Source organism: Brasilonema sennae CENA114 (genome assembly GCF_006968745.1).
In the GTDB taxonomy this organism is placed as follows: domain Bacteria; phylum Cyanobacteriota; class Cyanobacteriia; order Cyanobacteriales; family Nostocaceae; genus Brasilonema; species Brasilonema sennae.
Genome location: NZ_CP030118.1, coordinates 2,652,569 through 2,665,837 on the forward strand (window position 1 = coordinate 2,652,569; position 13,269 = coordinate 2,665,837).

Consider the following 13,269-nt stretch of genomic DNA (forward strand, 5'->3'; position numbering starts at 1 on the left):
GAAATATGCTTTTATTTCCCCCTTAATTGAATATTTTTAGTATTATTGAATAGCCATTCAGATGAATATAAGCTTATTCACAGTTTGAGAAAAAAATTGAGTTGTTTTCTTTATCATTTCCTCAAATTTTACAATTATTTATGTCATTTTTAAATCTTTCTTAGTTTTTATTAGTAAATAAGATGCGTTTACCCTGGCTTCACAACGGCAGTGTCTCAATTTGAATTTTCGCTCATGGCTTCTGCCGGATGCTCCAGTTCGCCAACCAAACGAATGACACGCGCCGGATTTCCTCCGATAAGGGCATTGGGGGGAACGTCCTTGGTGACTACCGAACCTGCAGCTACAACCGAGTTTTTGCCTATCGTCACCCCGCCGATAATTATTGCGCCTGTTGCGATCCAAACATTTCTCTCAATTACGATGGGCTTGCCGATTGTGACCTTGCGGCGCTGCGAAGGTTCAAGGGGATGACCTGTCGTGATGATGCTCACGTTCGGCCCGATCATTACATCGTCAGCAATGTCGAGGCCGCCAACGTCATAAAAAGTGCAGTTCTGATTTACGGAGACGTTACGCCCGACACGGATTTCGTCCCCGCCGAGAGTATAGAATGGCGGGAGCAGTAAAAAGTTCTCGTCTACTTTTTTGCCGATAAGTTCGCTGAACAAGGCTCGGATTTCGTCTACATCGTTGAACGTCAAACGGTTAAGCTTGGCGGTTATCGCCATCGCTCGTTTGACGTTCGCCAACATCGCCGCTGATTCTGGCGTTCCCCAGGAAATTATCTTGGTGCCATCGTCATTTACCATTCGTTATTTTCTTCCTCGACCTATAGTTGAGCGTGCGACTCAGCGCATGACAGCGGCACTGAGCTTCGCCAAGTATAGCAACAAAGCGGAAGGGTCGGAATCAACCCAATCTTGAAATTCAAACTGAGACACTACTATAGCAATCCTAAATGAGTTGTGAAAAAAATGAACCATACATAAATAGCTTCAGTAGACCGAAAAGTTTTCCAGAAGCTTTAAGCGTCCTTCATTCATTTTCCGGTAAAAATGCAAGCAGTCGAAATTAGCTTCTAATCTACCTTTCAAGCACCTCTGTTCTGGATGGACGCGCATAGCCATCGCGACCATAAGCGATCGCCAGCCTCCAAAACGACGGCTGAAATCCTTATTCTTTCGTCAACTTTCAAAAGTTTTCGGTCTACTGAAAGTTGGTAAAACTAGCTATTCTTACATTACTTCTGTCCTTGACCCACAAATTTTACCTCCTTATGTTGTGGCAGATTTATACCGCCGAAGATGGAGAGTTGAAGAAGCTTTCTACACAGTAAAACGCTTGCTGGGGCTATCTTATTTATGGACTGGTTCTATGAATGGTATCAAGCTACAAGTCTGGGGTACTTGGTTATTTTATGCTGTTTTGGTTGACTTGGGAGATGGGGTTGCTGACGAATTATCTCTACCGTTTGACCGCATTTCTTTGGAGATGATTTTTCGTGGTTTGTACCATTTTAGTGTCGCAAATGACAAAGGCAAAGTGGATGACCCGATTAAATACTTCGCTGCCCCAGAGAATCAAGACTTAGGTGTGGTTAAATATCTGCGAAAGCCAGTTTCCAAGCTAGATTTATCGCCTTTTCCTGCACCCTCGCAGACATTTGTGCAATTATCTTAACCTGCTACATAAAAGCTAGACAAGTCTAGACATTCTATTTCTTTCTTCATGGGGAGCATGGGAGCGGTTATCCCTCAGAAAGCATTCACGTTTTAGCCAAACGCGATACGCCACATGCCTCAAGCCGGGAAACCCTAGTCGAGCAGTGGCTCAAATTAATAGCTGCATTTAAGTCACGGTCGATCACAAAACCGCAACGACTACATTCAAACACTCGTTCTTTATACTTTTGGTTTGTGTCAGGCGTAATTGATCATACACAAGTTGGCTAAACATCCAAACCAACGACTGTTAACTCAGGTGGATGTTCAACAACAAACTGATAATATACCTCACGTTGTGCCTGCGGTGAAAGAGCTAAAGACCATTCCAATATTCCCATTTCACCAAGTTGAATTTGCGGATTACTACGGTTGAGACGGACTTTAATTTTTTCGTTGCGGCTGATTGGTAATTGTTCAATGACTTTTAAATTTGCTTCTTGATTTTGTAAGTTAGTTATAACTATCCGATAAGCATAAGTAATCCTGCAATTGTTGCCAATCAGTTTTTTCTCTACCTGACGTTCTACTAAATCACGTTCAATTTTTAAACCTTCATCAATTCCTAAGTTGAGCTTAAACTCTTGCCCTGGTGCAACATTTTCTAATTGAGTTGTTCCGACAAATGTATGATCTCGGAAAATATTCGCTTTTCCTGGTAATAAAGTGACACAATTAACAGTATTTTTTACATTTGCTTGTAGATAAGCAAAGCTAAACAAGCGTGGTATTGCCACATACTCAAAGCTACAAGGGAAATCGCCGTTAAAAATTGTCGTTTTATGAGGTGTGCCGTCACTGGGAATCTTTCCACTGCTGTTCACCTCAAAAGTGACTGTATTTCCTTGTTTAGAAACTTCTGCAACAACAGTTTCTCCAGTGACCAAATTTTCCTGAAATTGTTCGGTTTCTGATGTTGGATTATCTCCAGTAGGAGGAGTAGGCATAGCTGCTAGTCTTTGCATACGCAAAAACTCTGGTGGACGCAGTACGTCAATGTACCAAGGTTCCAGTAATGGTGGTAAAGTTCCCAACCCAGGTTTTGCGGTAGACAAAGTCAGAGATACGTTCGTCCAATCTTCACCTGTACTTTGGGTGACTTCAGCCAGATAGGTAAGATTGATGGAATTGCTGCTTGTATTGACTCGCAAGTCATACAGCGGAGTCCAACTAGCGTAATTGACTACATAACAGACTTCTAGCTCAAACTCTCCAGCACCCGCAGGCTCAATCCCCACACTCAAGGTAAAACTTTCCTTGGGTGATGGTGTTTGTAGTTGTTGCCACTGTTGACGCAGAACCTGTAGCTGCTTGTCTAATTCTTGCTGTTGGACTTTGCACTCCGTTGTCGCAATAGCATACTCGCTGTACTGGCTTCCTAGAAAGTTGAGAAAATCCAAAGTTTCACTCAAGCTAAGATTTTTCCGCGACAGACTTTGTGCAAAAGGTTCCTCTGTTTTCTCACGTAAACCTTCAATAAACTTTGACTGCAAAGCCAAAGCATCGATTTGTGCTTGCAAGAGGTTCCATTCTGCTTCTAATTGCTGGATTTGCCTTGTCAAATGGCTCAATCGTTCGGCAAAGGGTTCGCAAGAGAAGACTCGCTCTGTGCTGACTCCCAGTAGGTGTACTACAACTTCAGCTCTACCACTAACCCTGATGGACTCAGTTAACAGCGTAACTGGCAGTTGGAGAATTTCTAATTCTCGTTCTTGTCCGGTTAGTGCGATAAGCTGGAGGCTTGACGCTTCCTTGATCGCGCTTCGTCGTGTCACCAGGGCAATATCCGTATACACTATCACAGATACAATCTCGGTTCCTACTGTTTTTCGCACAGCCGATGCTTCCTTTACTAGTCACTGTCAGTTTTCTCTGATTGTGAATGCTTTTGCTGCTTATTTAATCGTATGGGTGAACTGTCCCTTAACTAACTGCTGCCTTTACCCAAACATCTCCTCCATTTTTGCTGAAAAGGGGCATTGCTAAATAGTTGATGATTTCAATCCAAAGACAGATTTTTTACTGCTTTGAAACTGTTATTGATATTAGTCTTATCAATAAATTTATACCTCTCTAACTATTTTTGTCTGCCTGAAAAAGACTAGAACTTAGTGTTTGATCTGCAAATTGCTTTGCAGCATCTAGTAGATACTCAAAATAGGTACGAGCAACGATAGACAGTTGCTTACCAGCTAAGTAAACCATGTACCAATTCCGTTGGATGGGAAAGTATTTTACATCCAGAATGGCTAAATCTTTATTATCTGTCACTAAAGTATGTCGAGACAAAACGGAGATTCCCAAGCCACCAGCAATTGCTTGCTTAATCGCCTCGTTGCTGCCCAGTTCCAGCTTAACCTTCACCATCACTTTCTGATGATCAAATAATTCTTGCACTGATCGCCTTGTTCCTGAACCTGGTTCGCGCATAATAAAAGGTTCATCAGCAAGACGTTCAATCGAAATATTTTTTTCCATTGCCAGAGGATGATTAGCTGGTGCTATAACGACCAAAGGGTTTTCTAAAAATGGCTGGTAATTGACATCTAAATGTTCTGGAACTTGGCTCATGATATACAAATCATCCATATTACTGCTCATACGTTCCAGAATGCCTTGATGATTTGTCACTTGCAGGGCGATATCAATTCCTGGGTAAAGTTGGCAAAATGGACCCAATAAACGTGGTATGAAGTACTTAGCTGTAGTAATGACTGCCAACCGCAATTGTCCTTGCTTTAACCCTTTTAAATCTGCCACTTTCATTTCAAGTTGGGCAATTGTGTCGAAAATCTGCCGACAAGTGGCAAATAGTTCCCGTCCCGCTTCTGTAAGATAGAGGCGCTTTCCTACCTGTTCAAACAACGGCAACCCAACTGATTTTGTGAGTTGCTTAATTTGCATGGAAACAGTGGGTTGAGTGAGAAAGAGTTCTTCAGCGGCACGAGTAAAGCTACTGTGACGCGCCGCAGCCTCGAACACCTTTAACTGGTGCAGCGTCGCTTGGTTCAAAAGCTATTCTCCTTTTATAGTGATTTTTATAGATATAAATCTAGTATCACTGAACACTTGAAATTGATATAGCTTTGCTCATCTAAAAGTTACAAGTGTTGACGCTCTGACTTTACCTAGCGGCTCTTGCTGGAGATAGTTACGTAAGTTGCTAGTTAGTGCGTCTAAACGGTATTAAAGAATACAAAAAATGACTGTTTCAGTATTGCTAAGTACTATAATTTGAGACTTTGTACTTAAAATTAGGCACTTTTTGATAACTAGCAACTTGGGTTAGTTGCTTCTTTGAATATAAGGCGAATGATCTAAACATAGATAAATATCTACTAAAACTATTCAAATAATGGTATTTTCCTTATGATAGGGATAAAGTTATGATTCTAAAGAAGCACTCAACAGCGTAAGACACCTTCCAGCCAAGGTTACATACCTTGATGCTAAGTTGCTCAAGTTACGAGTTATGAGTGATGAGTGGTTCGTCATTTGTGAGCCAGTGGGGTAAGTCCAGCACTGCTTTGGTGGGTAACCCGAAAGCGGGTGACTGGTGAGTAAGCGCGCTCTTTGGAGGGTCTGCCCTCTCACGGCGACGGGCGTTCCCGATAGCCGTAAGGCGTGGCGTTAGCCATAGGGTGTGCCTGTGTTCCCTGTGCAAGTGCGTGCCCCCAGGGCGAACGGACTAGACCAGAAGGGTCATTTGTAAACTCAAAAGACAAAGGACTCATTCTTCAAAGCCAGTTTGCTTAACCAGGGAAATGTCTACACAACTGGCTACTCTTAGCTCTTAACTCTTAACTTTTTCACTGGCAGTCATTCTTCGGTCATTTTTAGAGGTAACCTGGTTAAATCTGGCAATTCTACTAACTCTGTTTCTGCGACTTGCTCCTTGATGTTGATAGGTAACTTTAACGGTTGACGTTCTTCTATCCAGCAACTTGCAACTGGCAAGGTTTGCTCTAATTCCTCCAATGGTCTTGGAATGACCATGACTGCGTTTAACTCTCCAATGCGTTCTGCTTCGTACATACCAGCTTCTACTGCCACCGCGACATTTGCCACCGACCCACGAATAATGGCTGTACACAAACCCGCACCAATTTTTTCGTAAGCTGCCAATTGGACATCGGCAGCTTTCAACATCGCATCAGCAGCTCCCACCAACGCTGGAAATCCCCTCGTTTCTACTAAACCAATTGCTTGGTTGCTCAGGCGGTTGTAGCTGTCTTGAGAAAGTGCACTCAGGCGGCTGTTGATAGGCAGTATCACTTCTAGGTTGGGATAAGGACGGGCAATGACCAAGCTAGAAACCAACTGACCAAATTGTTCAGCAGTTTGCACACCAGACTCTACCGCCAGACGTACATCAGCTATCCCACCCCTGACGATCGCAGTACAGTGACCACTGCCAATTTTTTCATATCCAATGAGGTGAACTCCAGCGGTTTTGAGCATCATATCCGCTGTACCAACCATTGCTGGAAAACTGCGGGTAGACACTAATCCCAACGCACTTTCACTGAGTGTGTCTCGACGGCGCGATGCCTGGATATTGCTTATAGACCTTTGACTGTATGCCTCCATTTCAATTCTCCAGGGTAGTCAATTGTTAGTTGCTTTTTTAATTGCTGACAACTTAACAATTAACACTTATTCAGGTTCACCGTCAGATATAGGTTTGTTTAACGACTGTTTATGGGGAAACAATGTAACTAGCAGCTTTTGTATGCTTTGTTGTCCATAAATGTAAGTACTGATTTGAGAGTCTTGAGTGGAAACTGGTGGGGATAAGGAAGATGAGGAGGGAGATATGGCAGATGATTCCTCCTTGCCTGCCTCTCCTTTTTGTCTACCTGTCCCATTTTCTGACTCTGTAGTACTGAAAGTAGGGTTAGTTATGGATGATTCCTGGGTTGTTTGTTCGGTTTGTGTAGGAGATTCAGAAATACGGCGACTTGTATCTCCCAGAACAGAACCCGCAGGTAGGACTTGTCCCGGATCAACAGAACAATTAAAAATTGTTGTTGCTGCCCCAATACAAGCATTTGCCCCTATTCTACCTTTACCAACCATCAAAAGACCGGCTCCCAGATTTGCTCCTGCTTCTACCTCAAGTGTTCCTTCATGGACTTGGAGAATTGACCCCATACCAACACAAACACCCGAACCAATAATTATTTTGCTGTTTGGAGCTGCTTGGAGTATCACACCTGGTGCAAGTACTGCACTTGGATGAATTATCACCTCGCCACTTATATAAGAATCAAAGTCATAACTTGGGCGCAGTGGCGGCACAGACATGATATGTAACCTCAGAAGCCTTTGAATAGGAGGGAGTGAGGGAACCAGAGACTGAAGGAGTGGGAGAAGTTTTTCACCGCTCATTCGCTCCTGTTTCCCCTTGTCCCCAGTTCTTTTTGTTTGTTTGTGGTTTTGTCTTATGGCCGTTGGATAATTGTTTCCACTATCCGGCGTTTAGCTTTTGGCTCAATACCAATAAGTCGCACGTACTCCCCTTGGTATTGATCTAAATAGTTTTCTAATGCTGCTGCGGCTTGTTGTGCAGAACGAGTCTGAATTTGCCCAGCGCTTGACCACGAATTTATGCGAAAACGTCGCTGATCTACATGTTCTACGCTAATGTTATACCCACCATTGATGAGTTGCTGTAGCTGTTCTACTACATCGGAACTGAGGCGTTTACTGGTTGCTGTTCCTGTTGATGTGGCAGAATAATTTACTGGCACCCCACTAGCTGGCGCACTAGCTGTAGACTTATAACTGTCGGATGAGCCAACTGGACCGTTAGGACGTTGGATAATACTTTCTAATACGCGCCGTTTTGCCTTGGGGTCAATACCAATCAAGCGTACGTACTCACCTGGATGATTTTCCATACATTGTTCCAATGCGCTAACAGCTTCTCTTGTGGAAGTGACTTCAATGGACTGGCAGCTTTGCCATGAACCTGTACGGAAGCGACGCTCATCTACGTGTTCTGTACCAATTTTGTAACCAGAGCCAAGGAGTTGTTGTACTTGGTCTACAGTTTCGCCACTGAGTTTACCACTACCACTGCCGTTGCTGTAGCTATTGCTGTAACTCTTATCGTTATAGCTTCTGTTTGTTTGATTGGTATGACCTTTGAAGTTAGTAGGCGGATTATTTACGACTCCATCTGGGCGTTGGATAATTGTTTCTAACACGCGCCGTTTACCCTTGGGGTCAATGCCAAAAAGACGAACGTAGTCGCCGCTGTGACTGGTCAGACAATCTTCCAAAGCTGCGATCGCATCACCAACTGATCTTGCTTCTATTGGTGTACAACTTTGCCAAGAGCCAGTACGGAACCGCCGCTGATCTACGTGTTCTGTACCAATTTTATACCCTTGATTTAACAGATAACGTACTTGTTCGACTGTTTCAACACCCAAGCTACTTCTTGCCACGTCATTACTCCTTTCAAACCCATTATTGCTTGTATAAGATTTTGTCAATTCCTTCCGAACAGTATTTATACACATACTATCCCCAGCACAGATGTAACCAGAGCGCAAGGCCTGATTAATCCCAACCACATGATGAGCAAATTGTTTATCGTGTGCTTGCACATCTGGTAAGCGATCCGCTTGCTGCTGAGTTGTTATTATTGCTCCTGAAGGTACGTATTTTCCTGGTGGAATTTCCACATCTTGAATTAAAGCATGCATCATCACGATGCAACCTGCTCCTACTCTGGCGTTGAACACCGTAGAGCGAAAGCCAATGAAGGAATTATCCCCAACATAAGCTGGTCCATGAATGAGCGCCATGTGAGTAATGGATGCATTGGTGCCAATCCATACAGAGTACTCATTTTGGTCATCACCAATGACTCGACCTTGCTCCAACCCATGAATGACGACACCATCTTGGATATTAGTGTTTTCACCTATGTAAAAGGGTGTGCCTTCATCCGCTCTAATGGAAGTTCCCGGAGCAACCATTACATTTGCGCCCACAAATACATTCCCAATAATGTTGGAAAAGGGATGCACAAACGCTGTCTCATCGATGTTTGGCTCAGCTAAACTTTTTGACCACGGGGTTGGGGGTGCCGCCGTGCTGCGGACTGCCATCGCTAGATTCCTCCTCTGTTTCATTAGTCAAAAGTCATCTGTTTACAGTTAATGACCCAATGGGAAAGTCCAAAGGGAGAGCCAGTCGCCTGCACAAGAGCCAGTACTGTTGGCGTTTACCTTGCAAGAGCGTGTCGGTTTACGACGACGAGCGCGCCCCTATCCCTGCAGCACGGCTACGCTGATTGCGGGGCTAGCCGGCTCATAGGACTAGCTTCGCCATGAGAAACTGCCGAAAGGGTCTCCCAACTTGAGGCACCTATCCGTTGAGCCACTGCGTTGGTGAGGCAGTGCGGAGGCCACATGCCTAGGTCGGGAGAACGCGCTTGTGCTACAACGGGACGTCAGTTGCTACAAGTCGGCTGTGCCGACTTGTAGTATGTGGTGTGGTTTCCTCCAGGAGCAACTGCCGAACCCCGAACGGGTGAGTCCAGCACTGCAAGTGGGTCTCCCGACTTAGGCTGACTGGCGATCTATGCCTGCGGCAGACCATTCGGCTATCGCAGCGAGACTGGAAGTCTCCCCGGATAGCCCTCCGGGTATCTCAATAGCCCTGCCTTGCCCGTACTCGGGTTTACCAGACGCGCTCGTCCCAAGCTCCCCAAGTAGAGCAAGTGGCGTGACACGCGCTGCGGGACAAGGGACGCCAGAGCCGGCACGAGGAAAATTTTCAAAACAGGGCGCGCTACCTTGCCAGTCCCCAACATGGGGAAATGTCGGTGCATAGCCTTGGCTCACTAATGACTCATAACTATCATGACTATCTATACTGGTCTTTTTTGCTGTAAATCACGCGGTCTTGAACGTGGATTGTATCAATTATTGCCACTACGGCAGCGTCTACTGGACGTTGTTCGTTACCCATAACTTGACGGGCGGCACTACCACGACTAATAAGTACCCACTCATCTATTCCCGCACCCACACTATCAGCGGCCACCTCGTATTCTGGCAAAATTTGTCCTTGTTCATCTACTAATTGCAACAGCAGTAGCTTAGTACCTCGCAGAGTTGGATCTTTTTGAGTGCTCACTACTGTGCCGCGAACTTTAGCAATTTGCATTACACGTTATGGTCTTCTGTTGCCGAAGGGACGAATTGCGTTCACATTCTCCCGGAACTGTTCTACATCTTCTGTATAACGAATTGGTAGCACGTATTCCAGGTTTTCGTGAGGACGAGCAATGATGTGGGTAGACAGCACTTGTCCACCATTGACTCGCTTGACTGATTCAACCCCAGCAGCAACTGAAGCTTGTACTTCAGAAACGTCTCCCCGTACAATCACGGTTACGCGACCGCTACCAATTTTTTCGTAGCCAACTAAAGTCACGCGGGCGGCTTTTACCATCGCATCTGCTGCTTCTACTACCGCAGGAAACCCTAAAGTTTCTACCATTCCTACTGCAATTGACATAAGTTTAAATCCTTTGTTTTTAAGATTTGAATACAACCAAAGCCCAATACGACAACCCCAACAACTTCAGATTTTTCAAGCCGTCAGCAGTTGGGCTGTTGGCTGAAAGCTTGATTCGTTCTTCAGTTGCTTTTTGCCGCTTAATCTAAGCCTTGCACTGAAGAATGAATTTCCAAAATTGCTAAGTACGGAACTGCTCCACGGCTTCGGTATAACGAATTGGCAGAACATATTCCAGGTTTTCGTGAGGACGGGCAATTATGTGAGTGGACAGCACCTCACCGCCATTCACTCTTCTAGCTGCTTCCACTCCAGCAGCAACAGAAGCTTGCACTTCAGAAACGTCTCCTCGGACAATCACAGTCACCCGAGCGCTACCGATTTTTTCATACCCTACTAGAGTAACGCGAGCGGCTTTCACCATCGCATCAGCAGCTTCAACGACTGCCGGAAACCCTTTTGTTTCAATCATTCCAACCGCAATTGGCATCGCATAACTCCCACAAATTTAGTGCAATATGTACTCTCAGGTGAAAATTTTTCTACGGGGATGCTCATCTTGAGATCTAAAACCTTTCCCAAATTAAGCATAGAAAAGCTTGGCGTCCCTGACAATATAAATTACCATAATAGTTTATAATAAAGTCAATTAATAAAAATTAATATTACTGGATAACGACAATTCTGCTCAACCGAACTTCATAGATTCCTAGAGCAGACACTTCTGTTTTATAATTTTTTTATACTATCTGCAGCAAACAGGTTAATAAAGGTGCAAATTCTGCCTCAAGAGGAATGACGCGAAACTTAAGGAGTGTTAGGACAGTTCTTCCTTGGCTGTTACTCTTTGTAAAGACAATCAGAAAAAAGTATATAATTTTTGATTATCTACCTGCTCAACTAGATGATTTGAGTTATCAGATTATGCTGTAAGAATAAAAACAAGTAAGGATAATAAAAAAGATATTATGAATTGTATGAGATTTTTGTTTGTGTTTGAGATACAAACAATGAAATAATTAATAAAAAAAAAATAATGTTTAAAAGTAGAGAATAGGAGAAATCATTTCCTAAACTGAAAAAGTAATTATTAATCGGAGCAAAAAGGAATATTTGAATGAATCAGATTCTGTTTTCAACAAGTTGGTGTATACCTTTTTATGGGTTAATGGGTGCCCTGTTAACTTTACCGTGGGCAATAGGATTAATTCGGCGCACAGGACCAAGACCAGCCGCTTATATCAACTGGCTGGCAACCTTTTTGGCTTTTCTCCACAGCTTGTTCGTATGCGTTGATATTTGGAATACAGAATCACAAACTTTTTTGTTTACCTGGTTCCAAGCTGGGGATTTTGACTTATCCTTTGCTTTAGAAGTTTCGTCAATTACTGTAGGGACAACAGTTTTAATTACAGGGTTAAGTTTACTGGCATTAACTTACGCCCTTGGTTATATGGAAAAGGACTGGGCGATCGCACGTTTCTTTGGGCTGATGGGATTTTTTGAAGCAGCGCTGTGTGGCTTAGCTATCAGTGACTCTTTATTTCTCAGCTATGCCCTTCTGGAAATGTTAACTCTTTCCACCTATTTGCTGGTCGGTTTCTGGTATGCTCAACCCTTAGTCGTCACAGCAGCACGAGATGCATTTTGGACCAAGCGAGTGGGAGACTTGTTGCTGCTGATGGCAGTTGTGACACTTTCCACCCTAGCAGGTAGCTTGAACTTTTCTGACTTGTATGAATGGGCGCAGACGGCAGATTTAAATTCAACAACATCAACTTTGTTAGGTTTAGGGCTGATTGCAGGACCTGCGGGTAAATGCGCTCAATTTCCGCTACATTTGTGGTTAGATGAGGCAATGGAAGGTCCCAACCCAGCTTCAGTGATGCGAAACTCTTTGGTGGTGGCTGGTGGGGCGTATGTGCTGTTTAAACTACAACCAATTTTAGCGCTGTCGCCAGTTGCATTAAATGCTTTAATCATCATGGGTACAGTCACCGCAATTGGTGCATCGTTAGTGGCACTGGCTCAAATTGACATCAAACGAGCAATGTCTCACTCCACAAGTGCATACATGGGGTTAGCGTTTTTGGCAGTCGGGATGCAGCAAGGAGGAGTAGCTTTGATGCTGTTGCTGACTCATGCCATTGCCAAAGCACTCTTATTTATGAGTTCTGGAGCAGTGATATTTACTACCAATACTCAAGATTTAACCGAAATGGGGGGTCTGTGGTCAAGGATGCCAGCAACCACCACAGCTTTTGTTGTCGGTTCTGCTGGAATGGTGACACTGCTACCACTAGGAAGCTTTTGGGCGATGTTAGGATGGGCTGATGGCTTGGCTTTGGTTAGCCCTTGGGTCATTGGTGTGTTAGTGGTGGTCAATAGTTTGACGGCATTAAATTTGACACGCCTATTTCGCTTAATATTTTGGGGTCAGCCACAACCAAAGACCCGTCGCACTCCAGAAGTCGGTTGGCAGATGGCATTGCCAATGGTAACGCTGACGGTAATGACCTTGTTATTACCCCTGATGCTACAACAATGGTATCTCTTACCTGATTGGGAAAGTATAAATTGGATTGTCGTGACATTGTTAGTATCCTCTGGAGTGCTGGGGATAGGGGTAGGGTCTAACATCTATCTGCACAAAGCTTGGTCGAGATCTAGAGTTCTTACTTGGAGATTTTTGCAAGACTTGTTAGGTTATGACTTTTACATTGACCGACTTTATCATGTGACAGTCGTTAGTATAGTCGCGCTGCTTTCTAAAATTTCAGCATGGAGCGATCGCTATCTGGTAGATGGTTTCATTAACTTAATTGGGTTTGCAACAATTTTTGGTGGACAAACCTTAAAGTACAGCATTTCTGGTCGTTCTCAAGGATACCTATTGACAATCCTTGTAGGCGTTAGTCTCCTAGGTTTTCTCGTCAGCTGGTCATTAGGCTTACTGAATATCTTGCCATTCTAATCCCTTGTTCTGTGTTCACCTTACCTACGT

Annotated in this window: 12 protein-coding genes and 1 pseudogene; 2 read left to right on the forward strand and 11 right to left on the reverse strand. The window is 44.0% G+C overall.

All coding sequences use genetic code 11. The annotated features are described in order from the left end of the window. Nucleotides 1-215 precede the first annotated feature (215 nt). Nucleotides 216-812 carry a sugar O-acetyltransferase gene (locus DP114_RS11380; RefSeq protein ID WP_171976124.1) on the reverse strand — a complete coding sequence of 199 codons (597 nt, stop codon included), beginning with the start codon at nt 810-812 and terminating at the stop codon, nt 216-218. A 325-nt stretch (nt 813-1,137) separates the two neighbouring features. Between DP114_RS11380 and DP114_RS11385 the strand changes: the two are divergent. Beyond that, nucleotides 1,138-1,650 (forward strand): annotated as a pseudogene (locus tag DP114_RS11385) (transposase); the annotation flags it as partial. 118 nt (nt 1,651-1,768) lie between these two features. Here DP114_RS11385 and DP114_RS36275 read toward each other — a convergent pair. The 10 genes from DP114_RS36275 to DP114_RS11435 form a co-directional block, all read right to left on the reverse strand. After that, nucleotides 1,769-1,933 carry a zinc ribbon domain-containing protein gene (locus DP114_RS36275; RefSeq protein ID WP_370460801.1) on the reverse strand — a complete coding sequence of 55 codons (165 nt, stop codon included), beginning with the start codon at nt 1,931-1,933 and terminating at the stop codon, nt 1,769-1,771. An 18-nt stretch (nt 1,934-1,951) separates the two neighbouring features. Then, nucleotides 1,952-3,559, reverse strand: coding sequence for a mucoidy inhibitor MuiA family protein (locus tag DP114_RS11395; RefSeq protein ID WP_169265695.1), 1,608 nt, complete (start codon nt 3,557-3,559; stop codon nt 1,952-1,954). 238 nt (nt 3,560-3,797) lie between these two features. Next, the gene (locus DP114_RS11400; RefSeq protein WP_169265696.1) at nt 3,798-4,736 is read right to left on the reverse strand and encodes a LysR family transcriptional regulator; all 939 of its coding nucleotides are present in this window, start codon (nt 4,734-4,736) and stop codon (nt 3,798-3,800) included. 807 nt (nt 4,737-5,543) lie between these two features. Continuing rightward, the gene (locus DP114_RS11405) at nt 5,544-6,314 is read right to left on the reverse strand and encodes a carbon dioxide-concentrating mechanism protein (RefSeq protein WP_169268259.1); all 771 of its coding nucleotides are present in this window, start codon (nt 6,312-6,314) and stop codon (nt 5,544-5,546) included. A gap of 66 nt (nt 6,315-6,380) precedes the next feature. Beyond that, on the reverse strand, nt 6,381-7,031 hold the full coding sequence (locus DP114_RS11410) for an LbetaH domain-containing protein (protein WP_171976126.1): 651 nt from the start codon (nt 7,029-7,031) through the stop codon (nt 6,381-6,383). A gap of 137 nt (nt 7,032-7,168) precedes the next feature. Further along, nucleotides 7,169-8,848, reverse strand: a complete 1,680-nt coding sequence (locus DP114_RS11415) for a ribulose bisphosphate carboxylase small subunit (protein WP_171976127.1) — start codon at nt 8,846-8,848, stop codon at nt 7,169-7,171. A gap of 456 nt (nt 8,849-9,304) precedes the next feature. Beyond that, a complete protein-coding gene (locus tag DP114_RS11420; protein WP_172195193.1) occupies nt 9,305-9,586 on the reverse strand; it encodes a hypothetical protein in 282 nt (93 codons plus the stop codon). 22 nt (nt 9,587-9,608) lie between these two features. Next, a complete protein-coding gene (locus tag DP114_RS11425) occupies nt 9,609-9,911 on the reverse strand; it encodes a EutN/CcmL family microcompartment protein (RefSeq protein WP_169268263.1) in 303 nt (100 codons plus the stop codon). 6 nt (nt 9,912-9,917) lie between these two features. Beyond that, nucleotides 9,918-10,265 carry a carbon dioxide-concentrating mechanism protein CcmK gene (locus DP114_RS11430; RefSeq protein WP_048869679.1) on the reverse strand — a complete coding sequence of 116 codons (348 nt, stop codon included), beginning with the start codon at nt 10,263-10,265 and terminating at the stop codon, nt 9,918-9,920. Nucleotides 10,266-10,446: 181 nt separating this feature from the next. After that, nucleotides 10,447-10,755: a carbon dioxide-concentrating mechanism protein CcmK gene (locus tag DP114_RS11435; RefSeq protein WP_015209255.1), complete on the reverse strand. Its 309-nt coding sequence runs from the start codon at nt 10,753-10,755 to the stop codon at nt 10,447-10,449. A 627-nt stretch (nt 10,756-11,382) separates the two neighbouring features. Here DP114_RS11435 and DP114_RS11440 point away from each other — a divergent pair. After that, on the forward strand, nt 11,383-13,239 hold the full coding sequence (locus DP114_RS11440) for an NAD(P)H-quinone oxidoreductase subunit F (protein WP_169268264.1): 1,857 nt from the start codon (nt 11,383-11,385) through the stop codon (nt 13,237-13,239). Nucleotides 13,240-13,269: the final 30 nt, after the last annotated feature.